The sequence below is a fragment of the Alicyclobacillus acidocaldarius subsp. acidocaldarius Tc-4-1 genome (genome assembly GCF_000219875.1).
GTDB lineage: Bacteria > Bacillota > Bacilli > Alicyclobacillales > Alicyclobacillaceae > Alicyclobacillus > Alicyclobacillus acidocaldarius_A.
This window is the reverse complement of sequence record NC_017167.1, coordinates 328,632-344,760: the sequence shown is the minus strand read 5'-3', so window position 1 is coordinate 344,760 and position 16,129 is coordinate 328,632. Positions and strand designations below refer to the sequence as shown.

The 16,129-nt window shown below is 59.1% G+C and carries 8 protein-coding genes, 15 tRNA genes, 3 rRNA genes and 1 other annotated feature (1 of these 27 running past the window's edge); of the genes, 16 read left to right on the top strand and 10 right to left on the bottom strand.

The genetic code is table 11. The features are described from left to right. Positions 1–50: 50 nt before the first annotated feature. The 3 genes from TC41_RS01650 to TC41_RS01640 all read right to left on the bottom strand — a co-directional run bounded on the left by TC41_RS01650 (position 51) and on the right by TC41_RS01640 (position 4,329). Complete coding sequence (locus TC41_RS01650) at positions 51–473, bottom strand: hypothetical protein (protein WP_014463230.1); 423 nt, start codon at positions 471–473, stop codon at positions 51–53. Next, positions 460–2,499, bottom strand: a complete 2,040-nt coding sequence (locus TC41_RS01645; protein WP_041694878.1) for a hypothetical protein — start codon at positions 2,497–2,499, stop codon at positions 460–462. The genes TC41_RS01650 and TC41_RS01645 overlap by 14 nt, the downstream gene beginning before the upstream one ends. Before the next feature lie 138 nt (positions 2,500–2,637). Continuing rightward, entirely contained in the window at positions 2,638–4,329 is a 1,692-nt protein-coding gene (locus tag TC41_RS01640) for a hypothetical protein (RefSeq protein WP_041694877.1), read from the bottom strand. 538 nt (positions 4,330–4,867) lie between these two features. On the opposite strand from TC41_RS01640, the gene TC41_RS01635 reads away from it, so the two are divergent. Next, a complete protein-coding gene (locus TC41_RS01635) occupies positions 4,868–5,554 on the top strand; it encodes an IMPACT family protein (protein WP_041694876.1) in 687 nt (228 codons plus the stop codon). Here TC41_RS01635 and TC41_RS01630 read toward each other — a convergent pair. From TC41_RS01630 to TC41_RS01615, 4 genes are all read right to left on the bottom strand, one after another. Continuing rightward, positions 5,551–6,102, bottom strand: coding sequence for a hypothetical protein (locus TC41_RS01630; RefSeq protein ID WP_041694875.1), 552 nt, complete (start codon positions 6,100–6,102; stop codon positions 5,551–5,553). The genes TC41_RS01635 and TC41_RS01630 overlap by 4 nt on opposite strands. Positions 6,103–6,578: 476 nt before the next feature. After that, positions 6,579–6,695, bottom strand: a 5S ribosomal RNA gene (rrf, locus tag TC41_RS01625). A gap of 41 nt (positions 6,696–6,736) precedes the next feature. After that, a 23S ribosomal RNA gene (locus TC41_RS01620) occupies positions 6,737–9,683 on the bottom strand. A gap of 108 nt (positions 9,684–9,791) precedes the next feature. After that, positions 9,792–11,336, bottom strand: a 16S ribosomal RNA gene (locus TC41_RS01615). Together the 16S, 23S and 5S rRNA genes form the textbook arrangement of a ribosomal RNA operon. Before the next feature lie 467 nt (positions 11,337–11,803). Here TC41_RS01615 and TC41_RS01610 point away from each other — a divergent pair. The 15 genes from TC41_RS01610 (at position 11,804) to TC41_RS01540 (ending at position 13,150) form a co-directional block, all read left to right on the top strand. Beyond that, positions 11,804–11,879, top strand: a tRNA-Lys gene (locus tag TC41_RS01610). Between the two features lie 3 nt (positions 11,880–11,882). Continuing rightward, positions 11,883–11,957, top strand: a tRNA-Thr gene (locus tag TC41_RS01605). Positions 11,958–12,026: 69 nt separating this feature from the next. Continuing rightward, positions 12,027–12,103: transfer RNA gene (locus TC41_RS01600), tRNA-Arg, on the top strand. 7 nt (positions 12,104–12,110) lie between these two features. Further along, positions 12,111–12,187, top strand: a tRNA-Pro gene (locus TC41_RS01595). 6 nt (positions 12,188–12,193) lie between these two features. After that, positions 12,194–12,269 (top strand) — tRNA-Ala (locus tag TC41_RS01590). 5 nt (positions 12,270–12,274) lie between these two features. Next, a tRNA-Asn gene (locus TC41_RS01585) sits at positions 12,275–12,349 on the top strand. A gap of 6 nt (positions 12,350–12,355) precedes the next feature. After that, positions 12,356–12,431 (top strand) — tRNA-Thr (locus TC41_RS01580). A 1-nt stretch (position 12,432) separates the two neighbouring features. Further along, positions 12,433–12,504 (top strand) — tRNA-Glu (locus TC41_RS01575). Between the two features lie 55 nt (positions 12,505–12,559). Further along, positions 12,560–12,634, top strand: a tRNA-Gly gene (locus TC41_RS01570). A 19-nt stretch (positions 12,635–12,653) separates the two neighbouring features. Continuing rightward, positions 12,654–12,727: transfer RNA gene (locus TC41_RS01565), tRNA-Gly, on the top strand. A 1-nt stretch (position 12,728) separates the two neighbouring features. Further along, positions 12,729–12,803 (top strand) — tRNA-Val (locus TC41_RS01560). Positions 12,804–12,810: 7 nt separating this feature from the next. Further along, a tRNA-Glu gene (locus TC41_RS01555) sits at positions 12,811–12,886 on the top strand. 7 nt (positions 12,887–12,893) lie between these two features. Next, a tRNA-Ser gene (locus TC41_RS01550) sits at positions 12,894–12,989 on the top strand. A gap of 4 nt (positions 12,990–12,993) precedes the next feature. Then, positions 12,994–13,070: transfer RNA gene (locus TC41_RS01545), tRNA-Asp, on the top strand. Between the two features lie 3 nt (positions 13,071–13,073). Next, a tRNA-Ile gene (locus tag TC41_RS01540) sits at positions 13,074–13,150 on the top strand. A gap of 41 nt (positions 13,151–13,191) precedes the next feature. Here TC41_RS01540 and TC41_RS01535 read toward each other — a convergent pair. The 3 genes from TC41_RS01535 to TC41_RS01525 form a co-directional block, all read right to left on the bottom strand. Beyond that, positions 13,192–13,515, bottom strand: a complete 324-nt coding sequence (locus TC41_RS01535) for a hypothetical protein (RefSeq protein ID WP_237700002.1) — start codon at positions 13,513–13,515, stop codon at positions 13,192–13,194. Positions 13,516–13,704: 189 nt separating this feature from the next. Then, positions 13,705–14,202 (bottom strand): glutathione peroxidase, encoded by a 498-nt coding sequence (locus TC41_RS01530; protein WP_081462306.1) that lies wholly within the window; start codon positions 14,200–14,202, stop codon positions 13,705–13,707. Between the two features lie 82 nt (positions 14,203–14,284). After that, positions 14,285–15,979 carry a 2-isopropylmalate synthase gene (locus tag TC41_RS01525; RefSeq protein ID WP_193352812.1) on the bottom strand — a complete coding sequence of 565 codons (1,695 nt, stop codon included), beginning with the start codon at positions 15,977–15,979 and terminating at the stop codon, positions 14,285–14,287. A 65-nt stretch (positions 15,980–16,044) separates the two neighbouring features. Continuing rightward, positions 16,045–16,129, bottom strand: a binding site (T-box leader) (it continues 172 nt past the right edge of the window).

Genomic DNA, 16,129 nt, shown 5'->3' with positions numbered 1-16,129 from the left:
AGGATGGAGAGAGTGATCAGGCACTCTCTCCACATCCAACCACCCAAATCTCATTCAGCTTGCTGGACGGTCACCGTCACCGCAGCATTGCTCTCTGCTGTGTTGCCTTCATAGGGCACAAGTTCCAACGTGTCACCCGCGTTCGCACCCACCACGTAGGTGTCCACCTGGCCGTTGCTGACCTGCGCCGTTTGCAGGGAATTGTTGTTTTGCGTCACATCAATAATCTGGACGCTCGTCACACCCGACGCAACGGTCGCTTTCACGTTGGTCAATCCCAACGCATAGCTCGCCGAAGCATTCGAGATGAGCGTAGACTGCTGGTTGTTCGACCCGCCGTTGTTGCTGTTGCCATTGCTATTGCTGTTGCCGTTTGACCCCTGCAAGGTCTCGGTACCCTGCCAGTTAATCGGAACCGCACCAATGGCCGTCGTGCCGCCAGCCGAGTACGCGTTCAGCTCACCACCCGACACCTGGACTGACGGTGCGGTAATCAGTTGGTACGTCGCATTTTTGACCCGTACCTTTCGTGGTGTTCACCGCCGCATACGTCACCGCGCCATCCTCGAGCGTCAGCTGCACTTCGCCATTGTTGTTCGTGGTGAGCGTAATCGTCGGCACCTGGCCGCTGCCAATGTTCGTCGCCGCCAACGCACCCGGCACCGAGATCGAGTTGTAGTCAAGCTGCCAACCGCTCGGCAGGATGTCGGCTGGATTGAACAACGGCACCGGCGTAGGCTCCGTCTGCGACGTGTTGCCTTGCGGCACGGACTGCTGCAATGCCACGCCGTTGACCGCCGTGATCCACACGCCCGGCAGATTCTGCGGCGTGATTGTAATCGTCGCATTCGGCACCGGGTTTCCAAACGCATCCTGCGCCTCTAAGGTCACAGTATTCGTCTGGTCGGCCGAGCCTGTAATGTTTTGTGGCGTTGCGTACACCGCCTGCACCGAACCCGTGCTTGCGCTGGTGTAAGTCACCTGCGCCGTTGCGGTCTGGCCATTTTCTGTTGCCGTGTACGTGTACGTACCTGTGAAGCGGCCGTACGCTCCCACCTCGACGATTTGGATCGGGATCAACTCGTCGCTCACGGTCTCGGTCGCATTGGTAGCCGTTCCAGTAGCCTTCGACTGACCGTTGCCCGAAATCCACGTGAGTGTCAATGTCCCCGAACCGCCGCTCGTCGTCGATACCTGACCACCCACGATCATCGGGTCGCCTTGCGCGTCTGCCGGCATCGGCACTTGACCAAAGTCCGCCACTTGCTTGCCCGTCTGGGTATCGTACAGCACGTAGTTGCCGCTTGAATCTTGACCCAAGATGTAGTTGCCATCCGGCGTGTACGCCACGACCGTCTGCAGGCCGTACGCCGACGGGTCAAAGATCACCTGGCCATTGACAGTGGTTTTACCGCTCTTCGAAATGACCACCTGAGCCGAGTAGTTGTACTTCGAATTGCTGATCTCGTGACCATCGATGAAATTGATCGAGTCCTGGTTCTTTCCATCGGACGCGATCGTGTAGTTCAGGCCACCGTTCGGGATACTCGCCAGGTTGACGTAGTTGTTGAACGGAGCCACGAGCCACGTGACCTCACCCGACGGTTGCAGGAAGTACTGGCTCTGGTTGTTCCCCCACGGAATGCCCTGCAACGAGATCGTGTTCGGCGTCCCGCTGTTGGTGTTGATCAACGGACCATAGTTTTCAATGCCTTCAATGGTCGTCGCCTCACCCAGCGCGCTCACGCCGCTACCCGGCTGGAACTGGATGTTCGCCGAAGCCGACGCACCGCCTTGACCCACCGGATTGGCGTCCGGATTGTTCACCTGAACATTGATATTCAACGTTGCGGTGCCGCCGTTGATATTGATGCTCGAATTCGGGTCGTTCGACGAGTTGACAGCCACCGTGTAGTTGGTGTTCAGCTTCGCCGTCACGCTGGTGTTTTCACCCTGACCAAACGTGATGGTGAACGGCGTTCCCGTCGCAGACTGCAAATTCGAGTACAGGTACCCCTGCACGCTATCGACGTAAATCTGATTCGTCTTGTAGTCGACGTACACGGACAGGTTCGTGATGTCAAACGTCTGGGTACCGTCAGTCTTGTAGCCGTAATTGCTTTGCAGCTGCTTCACAATCGCGTTATAAACCGTTGAATCACCGCTACCTGCCGGATCCAGTTGGAACCCGAACGCCGAATTCATCGTGAAGCCCTGCGGTACGTTCAGATTGAAGCTCAGCTGATCATCCGGGAACTGCGCAGGCAGAATCTCCTGGCCGCTCTCCGTGTACGCACCGAAGTACATCGTTTCGGACGAGCTTGCAGTCTCCTCGAGACCCTGAGGATTGTTCGGAATCTGCGAGACATCGGCGTAGCTCGCCTGCAAGGCATGATTCGACAATCCGAGCGCACCGACACTCTGCCCAGGCTCCCAAGAGACCTGCATCGCGCCATTCGAGCTACCCAGCACCGGCAGGAGCGTCAAGTCAGAAGGCAACTGCTGACCTTCCACCACACCCGAGGTCGGCGGCGGCATAGTAGACGTAAGTAGTCGTCCACCTGCTGCTGCTCCTGCGCATTGACCGTATCGGACACCGTGAACGAGAAGTTTCCGTTTGCATCCGTCGTCACAAGGTCAAACGACGAGCCGCTGAACTTGTACTTCTGCCCGTTCACCACATAGCTGTCCGTACCGTCGGCGCCAATTTGTCCGCTGCCAATCGGCGCGTCCACAATGACCAACTGCGCGTTCGGCACCGGGTTGCCCCGCGGCATCCTCCGCCGTACCTGTAATGGTGAGGTTGGAGCCCGACGTCGGATTCTCGCGGTTTTGGTCGGTCAACGAGGGCGAGTTCAGCACATTCGCAGGCGAGACATTCGCAATCTTGGCAGGCTGATCCTGGAACGACCACTGCAGGTAGCTGTTGCCCTGGCTGGAACCACCATTGACCAGCTGCGCGCTGACCTGCGCCATTGCCACAGCGCCCGTGAGCGGCGTGCCATTCTGGGTCGGGACGTTCGCATTCAGGTACATGATTGCCTGACCCTGGCTGTTCGTGGTGGTCGTGTAGATGGTCTGCGGACCAAACTGGCCATTCGCACCCACTTGGACCACGCCACCGCTCAGCACGTTGCCCTGCGAATCCGTGATGTTGACCGTTGGAGCCCCGATTCCCGCAACGTTCGCAGCGGAGACATAGAATTTCACAGCCTGACCCGCCACCGAGGAAGCGTTCTGACCATTCCCAGGCAGCATGGTGGCAACCATCGCAATGAGACCTTTGGTCGGATCTTGCGACGATGAGAACGTCAGATTATCCGGATTCGTCTGGTTGCCCCAGAGCGGCGCCAGAACCAACGTGCCGGGCAGGCCCCACTGCGCCGTGACCGCCGACGAACGGATGTACTGGCCGTTCGACTGAATCGGAAGCTGCGCAATCACGTACAGCGGCTCCGTCGTCGTGCTTGCGCTCGACGTCACTTTCATGGTGGCGACACCCTGGCTGTTGGTCGTCACCTGATAGTAATCATCGTAGGTCTTATTGCCGATCACGATCGGCGCAGACAGCTTCGCGTAGTTCAGCGTGTTCCCGCTCGCATCGGTCACCGTCAGGTTGTCCGTAGTCGAGACCAAGAACTGGACGACCTGATTCGGCACCGGATTCCCGTTCGCATCGGTCACCGTGGTCGAGAACGTAATGGCATTGCCCACAGCAGCCACAGCCGGCGCGTTATCCGCACCCGTGCCGACCGTCTGCCCGGAGACCTGGATCGGCGAGAGCGCCTCCGTGGAGGTGTTCACGGCCGTTTGGGTCTGGATGTTGAGCCCCGCCTGACCGCTGAAGGAGCCATTGATGTTGAGCGCCTTCAGGATGTTGTTGATGTAGTAAATCGGCAGATAGGTTGTAATCGGCCCCTTCGGCCCGGCCGCCGGGTCGCGAGCGACTTGGGTATTAAACTTCTTCACGACGGTGCCGTTCACGGTGACGGTCGTATTGCCCGTCCCGATGCCACCCGCAACCTGGACGTTGGCAGCATTCACGTTAGAATCCGTGAGCGCCCAAGTGTGGGTCACACCGTTCCAAGTCGCCTGGATACCAATCTTAGCGAGTGCCTGGCTGAAATAGTAGATCGGGAAGAATCCCGTCTTGTTGCCCGAGTCGATCCCCACCATCTCGTAGGGATTCGACAGCACCTGGCCGTTGACCACAATCGGCAGCTGGCCAGCTGGCGTGAGACCGCTCGTGGACGTGGCCCCAAACGCCATCGGGCTAATCGCACCCAGGACAATCGCAGCTGAAGCAATGCCACTCAGTGTGCGTTTCAAGTCCCCTTCTCCTCCTTACGGCAACATGAGTGTAGCGAGACCGAAGTTCGGTGACGAAGGTCACCCGTATTGGCCGTTCGTCACTGCCCCCGCGTGTTCGAAGCTTGGTCGTCGAGTGTCTTGCCCTCTCCGAACCGCAGGAAGACATCCCTCCCTTCAGTGGCTACCTGTACCCATCCCCCTCCTGGCCTTTGCTGCCAGGATTCGACACCACGAGGGCTGTTCTCGGCAATGCAGGCCACTCTATCAAGTTATGTATCGTAACACAGTAGCCTCATTGCCGCATTATACGCGTTCTTTCTTCGCAAGTAAAGAGCTCGCGCGGAAGAGTCGCGCAGCTTGCTGCTCCTCTTCCGGGGGGACGTGTTGCTATGTGCACAACTCACAGGCTGACGCCTACATGGTTCGACGGTCGCGCCTCGTTTGTGAGGGTCTCCCCGATTTGCGTCTCACACATTGTGGCACACGATTGAGTCTGATCCCGGTGCTCTGATACAGTGATGTTCGTCCGCCGCAACGTCGTTTTGGGGGTGCCGCCATGACATCGTTTATGACGCTGGCCGGCGTGTGGACCGACGAGATCGTCGAGAAAAAATCCAGGTTCATCGCCTCGGCCGTCCCTGTCCGAACCGAGGCGGAGGCGCTCGCGGCCCTGGAGCGCGTCCGCGATGAGCACCGAGACGCTCGTCATCACGTGTATGCGTACAGGATAGGGATCCAAGTCCCGCACGAGCGGTTCTCCGATGATGGCGAACCGAGCGGCACAGCCGGTCGGCCAGTGCTCGAGGTCATTCGCCGGAAAGACCTGACCAACGTCTTGGTGATTGTCACGCGATACTTCGGTGGCATCCTGCTCGGCGCAAACGGTTTGGTCCGGGTGTACACCGAGGCCGCGGCGGTGGTCTTGGAGCGGGCGCCCAAGCTCGTGTGCGCCCAAATGTGCGACATCCTCGTCACCTGCGGTTATGAGCACTACGGCAGACTGCTGCACCTGCTCGAACAGACAGGTCTCCGGCTGTACGACGCCGAATTCACGGACGTTGTCCGGTTTCGACTGGTGGTGCGTGAAGCGGATGTGCCACGCACGGTTGCGCTGGTCACCGATGCGACGTCCGGGCAGGCTACATGCGACGTCCGCCCGCCCGCCTATGTAGGCATCACAGATGCCGGTGAACTGGTCCGAGACGTGTGGCTCCCCGAACACGACGCGCCTAGACAGACTTAGAAGCGCGGATACGCGACGCCTCGAGCGAGTTGCAGGATCAGGGCGGAGCGCGCACCCAGGACCCGTTCCACCACGCGCGGCCTTGGCATTCGGACCATGAAGTCAATCCCGCCCTCCATTCGGACCGCAGTCTCCTCCGTGTTGATGGCACGGACGCCTCGAATGGCATCGATGCGGAAGAACCCTTGCGCGCCGTCGTTCCGCCCGATGGGCGTACGCACCCGAAGTTGAGCATATGCAAGTCCTGCCGCCGGAATGACGACGGGAGCAAACAAACTCCGATTCAGGTCTTCCTCACACGCTCGGCGCAGGTCCCGGTGCGAGATGGCAAAATGGCGAAGCAGGGTTTCTCGCACCCATTGCGCGCGACGGGGCAGGTAGAACATCGAACCATTCGCGAGCAGGACAAGCGTGCGATTCCCTTGACAATACACGGGTACAAACGCAGTGATGTGGCGCGCAATCTCGCCCATCGTCGGCGCATCCGCCTCGGTGTGCACGGGGACATTGTCCATCGGGTGGTGGTTGGGTTCTGGCAGGATAAACATTGAACACATTCCTCCTTCATGGCTTTCATTCTTGAAAGCTGTTCCTTCCGTCGTGATTAGAATGATTGGAGATCCCTACCTCTTTGAGCGTAGGGTATCTTGATTCAATCGATTCTGTCAATATGGGAATCTACGTTTGTGGACTTGGCTGCGTGTCAAAGGGGGCGAGCAGGGCTTCGGCCTTCGGCCTGCAGATCTGCCCGCGCCCTTTGACACTTCGCTTCTGGTGGTCTGGAGATGTCGCTCTTCTGCTGTCGAAGGGGATGGGGTGCCTCGCGTTACCTGGTGAGGCATGCGTGGAGGAACTTAACGAGTTGCGCCTCGAATGGAACGCATGGGCGGCTGTGGCGAGGTCCTGCGTTTCGACCGATTGTAGTTCTCACCCGCTTTCTTTGCGGCTTTCGCCACGGGAAGGAGCGCAGATGTCCCGCAACTACGACAAAAGGCCAGGCTGGAAAGCCTGACCTTCATCTCACGCCTGGCAGCGACCTACCTTCCCAGGAGGCTTCCCTCCCAGTATTCTCGGCGCTGGAGGTCTTCACGTCCGTGTTCGGTATGGGTACGGGTGTTGCCCCTCCGCTATGGTCACCAGACCGGTTGCGTTTGGCCCTTGCCTTTGTGCATAGGGAGTGTTCAGGTGAAGCCCTCGACCGATTCGTATCTGTCCGCTCCACGCATCACTGCGCTTCCACGCCAGACCGATCTACCTCGTCGTCTTCGAGGGGTCTTACTTCCTTCACGGAATGGGATACGTCATCTTGAGGCGGGCTTCGCGCTTAGATGCTTTCAGCGCTTATCCCTTCCCGACTTGGCTACCCAGCGGTGCCCCTGGCGGGACAACTGGTACACCAGCGGTCGGTTCATCCCGGTCCTCTCGTACTAGGGACAAACCCTCTCACGTATCCTACGCCCGCGGCAGATAGGGACCGAACTGTCTCACGACGTTCTGAACCCAGCTCGCGTACCGCTTTAATGGGCGAACAGCCCAACCCTTGGGACCGACTTCAGCCCCAGGATGCGATGAGCCGACATCGAGGTGCCAAACCTCCCCGTCGATGTGAACTCTTGGGGGAGATCAGCCTGTTATCCCCGGGGTAGCTTTTATCCGTTGAGCGATGGCCCTTCCACTCGGAACCACCGGGTCACTAAGCCCGACTTTCGTCCCTGCTCGACCTGTCCGTCTCGCAGTCAAGCTCCCTTTTGCCTTTGCACGCTACGCGCGATTTCCATCCGCGCTGAGGGAACCTTTGGGCGCCTCCGTTACCCTTTAGGAGGCGACCGCCCCAGTCAAACTGTCCGCCTGACACTGTCCCGCCTCGCGTCCTCACAAGGCCGGTTAGAACAACCGTGTCCCAAGGGTGGTATCCCAACGCCGACTCCACTCAGGCTGGCGCCCAAGCTTCTCCGTCTCCCACCTATCCTGTACATGGAACACCGTTGTCCCATATCAGGCTACAGTCAAGCTCCACGGGGTCTTTCCGTCTAACCGCGGGTAACCTGCATCTTCACAGGTATTACAATTTCACCGGGTCTCTCGTTGAGACAGCGCCCAAGTCGTTACGCCTTTCGTGCGGGTCGGAACTTACCCGACAAGGAATTTCGCTACCTTAGGACCGTTATAGTTACGGCCGCCGTTTACTGGGGCTTCGATTCGGACCTTCGGGGTCTCCCCCCTAAGCCCTCCTCTTAACCTTCCAGCACCGGGCAGGCGTCAGCCCCTATACGTCGCCTTTCGGCTTCGCAGAGACCTGTGTTTTTGCTAAACAGTCGCTTGGGCCTTTTCACTGCGGCTCTTCCTCCAGGAAGAGCGCCCCTTCTCCCGAAGTTACGGGGCCATTTTGCCGAGTTCCTTAACGAGAGTTCTCCCGCGCGCCTTCGTGTTCTCCACGCGCCCACCTGTGTCGGTTTCCGGTACGGGCACCTTCGGCTCGCTAGAGGCTTTTCTCGGCAGTGTGAACGTCGGGACTTCGGTACTGTCCTTCCCTCCCCATCACAGCTCACGCTTTCCAGGGTGCGCATTTCACTACACCCCACGCTCGCTGCTTGGACGGCCTCTTCCATCCGGCCGCTTCCCTCGTCCTCCTGCGTCACCCCTTCGCTCAAGCGCCTACGGTGGTACAGGAATGTCAACCTGTTCTCCTTCGGCTACGCCTTTCGGCCTCGCCTTAGGTCCCGACTGACCCTGGGCGGACGAGCCTTCCCCAGGAAACCTTGGGCTTTCGGCGGAGGGGATTCTCACCCCTCTTTTCGCTACTCATACCGGCATTCTCACTTCCATGCGCTCCACCTTGCCTTCCGGCTCAGCTTCCCCGCACATGGAACGCTCCCCTACCATGTCGCCATCCCGAGCTTCGGTGTCCGGTTTAGCCCCGTTCCATTTTCCGCGCAGCGCCACTCGACCAGTGAGCTATTACGCACTCTTTCAATGATGGCTGCTTCTAAGCCAACATCCTGGTTGTCTTCGCAGCGCCACATCGTTCCCCACTCAACCGGAACTTCGGGACCTTAGCTGCGGGTCTGGGCTGTTTCCCTCTCGACTACGGACCTTATCGCTCGCAGTCTCACTGCCAGGTTCCTCGACATTGTGGCATTCGCAGTTTGACGAAGCTTGGTAGCCCTCGCGGGCCCCGCACCCCATCAGTGCTCTACCTCCACAACTCATCCCCTGACGCTAGCCCTCAAGCTATTTCGGGGAGAACCAGCTATCACCGGGTTCGATTGGCATTTCACCCCTACCCCCAGTTCATCCCCTGGCTTTTCAACGCCAGTGGGTTCGGGCCTCCATGCGGTGTTACCCGCACTTCACCCTGACCAGGGGTAGATCACCCGGTTTCGGGTCGATGCGGACGAACTCACGCCCTCTTCAGACTCGCTTTCGCTTCGGCTTAGGCTCCTCCGCCTTTACCTCGCTCGCCCGCATCACTCGCCGGTTCATTCTACAAAAGGCACGCCGTCACACCTTTCGGTGCTCCGACTGCTTGTAGGCACACGGTTTCAGGTTCTCTTTCACTCCGCTCCCGCGGTCCTTTTCACCTTTCCCTCACGGTACTCGTTCACTATCGGTCGCCAAGGAGTATTTAGCCTTAGGAGGTGGTCCTCCCAGATTCCTACGGGATTCCTCGTGTCCCGCAGTACTCGGGGTCTGTTTCCACCCTCGTGCGCGCGTTTCGGATACCGGGCTCTCACCGTCTCTGGCCGGCCTTCCCAGACCGTTCTCCTACGCACTCACTCGGGCTGGCTACCCTGCAGCTCGCCGCAAACAGCCCCTCTACCCCGCATGCGCAACGGCTGCAGCCTTTCCCACGCATGCGGTTTAGGCTCCTCCGCTTTCGCTCGCCACTACTCACGGAATCGCGTTTGCTTTCTCTTCCTCGGGGTACTGAGATGTTTCACTTCCCCCGGTTCCCCGCTTAACGCCTTTCGGCCTTAAGCTGCTGGCGCTTCCCGCCAGCGGGTTCCCCCATTCGGACATCCACGGATCTCAGCCCGCTTACGGCTCCCCGTGGCATTTCGGCGTTCGCCCCGTCCTTCTTCGGCTCTTGGCGCCTAGGCATCCACCGTGTGCCCTTCCTAGCTTCACCTTGCCTTTCTCCCTATGCACTTGCCAAGGTCCTCCGAGAGAGCTCTCGCTCCCTCAAACTAAACACACCCAACCTCCCAAACCCGCCAAGCCCCGTCCTTCTCCCTAGAAAGGAGGTGATCCAGCCGCACCTTCCGGTACGGCTACCTTGTTACGACTTCACCCCAATCATCGACCCCACCTTCGGCGGCTGGCTCCCCTTTCGGGGTTACCTCACCGACTTCGGGTGTTGCCGACTCTCGTGGTGTGACGGGCGGTGTGTACAAGGCCCGGGAACGTATTCACCGCGGCATGCTGATCCGCGATTACTAGCAATTCCGGCTTCATGCAGGCGAGTTGCAGCCTGCAATCCGAACTACGAGCGGCTTTTTGGGTTTCGCTCCGCCTCGCGGCTTCGCCTCCCTTTGTACCGCCCATTGTAGCACGTGTGTAGCCCAGGACATCAGGGGCATGATGATTTGACGTCATCCCCGCCTTCCTCCGACTTGCGCCGGCAGTCACCTGTGAGTCCCCCGCCTCAACGCGCTGGTAACACAGGTCAAGGGTTGCGCTCGTTGCGGGACTGAACCCAACATCTCACGACACGAGCTGACGACAACCATGCACCACCTGTCTCCTCTGCCCCCGAAGGGAAGGTGCATCTCTGCACCCGTCAGAGGGATGTCAAGCCCTGGTAAGGTTCTTCGCGTTGCTTCGAATTAAACCACATGCTCCACTGCTTGTGCGGGCCCCCGTCAATTCCTTTGAGTTTCAGTCTTGCGACCGTACTCCCCAGGCGGAGTGCTTATTGGGTTTCCTTCGGCACTGGGGTGTGTCCCCCCAACACCTAGCACTCATCGTTTACGGCGTGGACTACCAGGGTATCTAATCCTGTTTGCTCCCCCACGCTTTCGTGCCTCAGCGTCAGTCACTGTCCAGCAAGGCGCCTTCGCCGACTGGTATTCCTCCACATCTCTACGCATTTCACCGCTACACGTGGAATTCCCCTTGCCTCTCCAGCACTCAAGTCAAGCAGTTTCCAGAGCCATCCCATGGTTGAGCCATGGACTTTCACTCCAGACTTGCTCGACCGCCTACGCACCCTTTACGCCCAGTGATTCCGGACAACGCTCGCCCCCTACGTTTTTACCGCGGCTGCTGGCACGTAGTTAGCCGGGGGCTTCCTCACTCGGTACCGTCTCGCATGGGGCTTTCCACTCCCCATGCCGCTCTCCCCGAGCAACAGAGCTTTACAACCCGAAGGCCTTCTTCGCTCACGCGGCGTTGCTCCGTCAGGCTTGCGCCCATTGCGGAAGATTCCCTACTGCTGCCTCCCGTAGGAGTCTGGGCCGTGTCTCAGTCCCAGTGTGGCCGGTCACCCTCTCAGGTCGGCTACGCATCGTCGCCTTGGTGGGCCGTTACCCCGCCAACTAGCTAATGCGCCGCGGGCTCCTCTCTCAGCGGCCCATCCGGGCCTTTCCCCGCAAGAAGATGCCTCCTCGCGGGCGTATCCGGCATTAGCGCCCGTTTCCGGGCGTTATTCCGGTCTGAAAGGCAGATTACCCACGTGTTCCTCACCCGTCCGCCGCTGACCTCAAAAGAGGTCCGCTCGACTTGCATGTATTAGGCACGCCGCCAGCGTTCGTCCTGAGCCAGGATCAAAACTCTCAATCCAAGTGCTTTATCCTGACCGTTCGGTCACAAGGACTTACGGGCTTGGTGGTCTCGTGTGTTTAGTTTTCAAGGAGCGATTCCCGCGCCACCGCGCGGATTTCCTGCCGCCTCGTGGCAGCCAGGTTATTATAACACGCATCACACTACTATGTCAAGTCTTTCGAACTGCGATGTCGCGATCGCGTTAAGCCCTCCGGCCCCTCCGCAGACGCGACGTTGCGTAGAATAGCACCCTTACAGCATCCGTGTCAAGCCGCCCGGCGAATGCTGTGATGGTTATGGGCACAAGACCTATTGACGCAGTGATGTGAACCCTTGCAAACATCCCATGCGTAAGTAAATCATTTCGAGGTGCGATCACGGGCACTGGCTCGCGCCAACTTCACACACACAGGATCTGATTTTTCACTTGACAACCCCTCACCTCCGTGTTAAAGTACCGAATGCCCAGCGTTGTACACGGGCTAAGAGCCATTAGCTCAGTTGGCAGAGCACCTGACTTTTAATCAGGGTGTCGCTGGTTCGAATCCAGCATGGCTCACCATATGCCACCTTGGCTCAGGGGTAGAGCAGCTCACTCGTAATGAGCAGGTCGTCGGTTCGAATCCGACAGGTGGCTCCACATGGGCAACGGACTTCGTTGCCCATCACCCGCTGGACTTGGTTGGACAGCGGACCCACTTCGCCACGCGCGCCCGTAGCTCAGTTGGATAGAGCGTTTGACTACGAATCAAAAGGTCGGGAGTTCGAATCTCTCCGGGCGCGCCATTTCATCCGGAGCATAGCGCAGCTTGGTAGCGCGCCTGCCTTGGGAGCAGGAGGTCGTGGGTTCAAATCCCGCTGCTCCGACCATACTCCGGGGGTATAGCTCAGTTGGGAGAGCACCTGCCTTGCAAGCAGGGGGTCGTCGGTTCGAATCCGGCTACCTCCACCACCCATTCCTCGATAGCTCAGCGGTAGAGCATCCGGCTGTTAACCGGAGGGTCGCAGGTTCGAATCCTGCTCGGGGAGCCAGTCCATGCTCCCATAGCTCAGTCGGTAGAGCGCATCCATGGTAAGGATGAGGTCACCAGTTCGAGCCTGGTTGGGAGCTCCATGGCCCCATGGTCAAGTGGTTAAGACACCACCCTTTCACGGTGGTAACGGGGGTTCGAATCCCCCTGGGGTCATCGCAAAGGGCTTGACGTTACGAGCTTCTCGCAGGTATAATAGTCGAGCCGTTGTGCGGAAGTAGCTCAGGGGTAGAGCATCGCCTTGCCAAGGCGAGGGCCGCGGGTTCGAATCCCGTCTTCCGCTCCACATGGAGGATTCCCTCCTCGCGGGTGTAGTTTAGTGGTAAAACATCAGCTTCCCAAGCTGAGGTCGGGGGTTCGATTCCCCTCACCCGCTCCATGCGGCTGTAGCTCAGAGGGAGAGCACTACCTTGACACGGTAGGGGTCACAGGTTCAATTCCTGTCAGCCGCACCACGAGCAAGGCCCTATCGTCTAATGGTTCAGGACGCCGCCCTCTCACGGCGGAAATCGGGGTTCGAATCCCCGTAGGGTCACCACCCACATGGAGTGATGGCCGAGTTGGTCGAAGGCGCTCGCCTGCTAAGCGAGTATACGGTTGTTAAGACCGTATCGAGGGTTCGAATCCCTCTCACTCCGCCACACTGGAACTGTGGTGTAGAGGCCTAACATGCCTGCCTGTCACGCAGGAGATCGCGGGTTCGAATCCCGTCAGTTCCGCCATGTGCGCCCATAGCTCAGTCGGCTAGAGCGCACGACTGATAATCGTGAGGTCGGTGGTTCGAATCCACCTGGGCGCACCAATTCACCAGCAGCCGTTTGGAGACGGCTGCTGGTTTGATTTTTATTCGGCAACTCCACCAGGTTGAAGGTACTCCCGGAGCTCTGCTGCAAATCGTTCGACTTTGACGCGAGGCAGACTCGGTCCATCAAAATCAAAGATACGAAGTCCTCGAAATGACGCTGGGTGGTCCTCGGTCCGCGGCACGATATGCACGTGAACATGCGGACAATCCTCGGACTCGGCGAGCATGATGGAATACACCTTTTGGACCCCTGGAACGATATCCCGAAGAGCTCGTGTCACCATACGCTGCAATCTGCCGAAGGCTTCGACTTCCTCAATGGAAAGCTCATCGAAGAATTCGACATGCTGGAGCGGCTTCACAATCAACCACCCCAGTACACGGCTCCAAACGGTGGTCGACCTGCCAGAGATCATCCCGATAGATTACGCCTCCAGGAGGGACAAGCATGCCCTGATTGACCTGGCACGCTAGACATGCCTCCGCCATTCGAGCGTCCCCTTTCCCATGCGCTGCGGCGCCCAGTCCGTACCTGCGGTATCGCGCGAAAGTCACTGGCCCCTTGATGCATGGACAAGACAAGCCTCGATGTCTTCGCGGATGCTCTCCGGCGATGTCTGCGGCGCGTAGCGTTTCACCACACGACCCTCCCGGTCGACGAGAAACTTGGTGAAGTTCCACTTGATGGTCTCCGATCCGAGTGCACCTTTAGCCTCTTTCTTCAGGTGTTCGAACAGCGGATGTGCGTTCGGCCCGTTCACGTCGATTTTCGCGAAGACTGGGAACGTCACCCGGTACGTCGTGCTGCAGAAGGTTTGGATTTCCTCGTTCGATCCCGGCTCCTGATTGCCGAACTGGTTGCAAGGAAAGGCAAGCACTTCGAAGCCGCGTTCGCGATAGAGTTCGTACAATTTCTGCAGTCCTTCATACTGAGGAGTAAAGCCGCACTTGGACGCCGTATTGACAATGAGCAACACCTTGCCCTGGTACTCGCGCATCGATATCTTCGTCCCGTCAGCCTTCTCCACCTCAAACTCGTAAATCGTCAACGTCATCCCCTCCTGTTCCATCGTAGCATTCCAATTAATCGCGCAAATAATCGAGCCCCGGGCACAAACCCGGGGCCCTCCTTCACTTGCTTACAGGAACGGCTATCTCCGGCCTGTGGGCGAGCATTCGATTGACCGCGCTCACCAGCGCCTTCGCCGACGCCTCCATAATGTCCGTATCCACGCCGCATCCGAAATGCGTATTCCCTTCTTCGTCGTCCACGCTGATGTACGCCACCGCTCGCGATCCCGACCCGACTTCCAGCGCATGCTCCTTGTACGTGAGATTCGCGACCCGGATCCCAAGCCCCTCCTCCAGCGCATGGCACAGCGCGTCCAACCGCCCATTGCCGGCCCCTTCGATCTCGACCGTCTCGCCCTGCCAGACCACCGTCGCGCGCACGCGGTGCGATCCCTTCGCATCCGTGCCCGTCAGTTCGACGAGATCGAGCGGCTGCCCAAGGTTCACAAACTCGCGCATGAAGATTTCGGCGATCTCGTCCGCCGACAGCTCCTTCTGCTCGCGATCCGACACCCGCTTGACCGCATATCCCAGCTGCTCGCGCATCTTGGGGGGCAGATCGAAGCCGTGCGACTGCTCCAGCACGTAGCCGATGCCACCCTTGCCGGATTGGCTGTTGATGCGGATGATGTCCCCTTCGTATTCGCGGCCGATATCCTTGGGATCGATGGGCAGATACGGGACCGTCCAATGCTCAGGCGACTTCTCCTCGCGCCACTTCATGCCCTTCGCAATGGCATCCTGATGCGATCCCGAAAACGCCGTGAAGACGAGTTCCCCCGCGTACGGGTGACGCCTGCTCACCTGCATCTTGGTGAGGGCCTCGACGCGGGCCTGGATGGCCGGGAGGTTGGAGAAGTCGAGCCCCGGATCGATGCCGTGCGAGTACAGGTTCAGCGCGAGCGTGACGATGTCCACGTTGCCCGTTCGCTCCCCATTCCCAAACAGCGTGCCCTCGAGCCGCTCCGCGCCCGCGAGCATGGCGAGTTCCGCCGCCGCGACACCCGTGCCGCGATCGTTGTGCGGATGCACGGACAGAATCACGGCGTCGCGGCGAGCCAGGTGCTTACCCATGTATTCGATCTGGCTCGCGTACACGTGCGGCATGGAAAGCTCGACGGTCGCCGGCAGGTTGATGATGACCTTGCGATCCGGCGTGGGCTGCCACACATCGAGCACTGCGTTGCAGATCTCGAGTGCGAAGTCGAGTTCGGTGCCGGTGAAGCTCTCCGGCGAGTATTGGAAGAAGAAGTTGCCTGGTGTGGTGCGGGCGAGATCGCGGATCTGCTCGGCGCCGGTCACGGCAATGTTCACGATCTCGTCCTTGTCCGCCCGGAACACCTGTTCGCGCTGCGCCACGGACGTGGAGTTGTAGAGATGGACAATGGCGCGCTTGGCCCCGCGAATGGCTTCAAACGTGCGCTCGATGATGTGATCGCGCGATTGCGTCAGGACCTGGATGGTCACGTCGTCCGGGACGAGATCGCGCTCGATAAGCGTCCGAACGAACTCGAACTCCGTGTCTGATGCGGCCGGAAAGCCAACCTCGATTTCCTTGAAGCCGATCTCGACGAGCAGCTGAAAGTACGCAAGCTTCTCCTCGAGATTCATCGGGACGATGAGCGCCTGATTTCCGTCGCGCAAGTCGACGCTGCACCAGATCGGCGGGTGATCGAGGTAATCGCGATGTACCCAATCGAAGCAAGGTTTCGGGGGAAGAAAATACTGGCGGGTGTACTTGTTCACATGCTTCACGTCCATCCACTCCTCTTCTCTTGTCTTCAATGGTCCAGAAGGGAAAACAAAAAGGCCTCATCTCACATAGAGACGAGGCCGGGTTGGCTCGCGGTACCACTCTATTTGGCTTCCCTTGCGGAAAAGCCCCCTCTGTCGACGGCAATCACC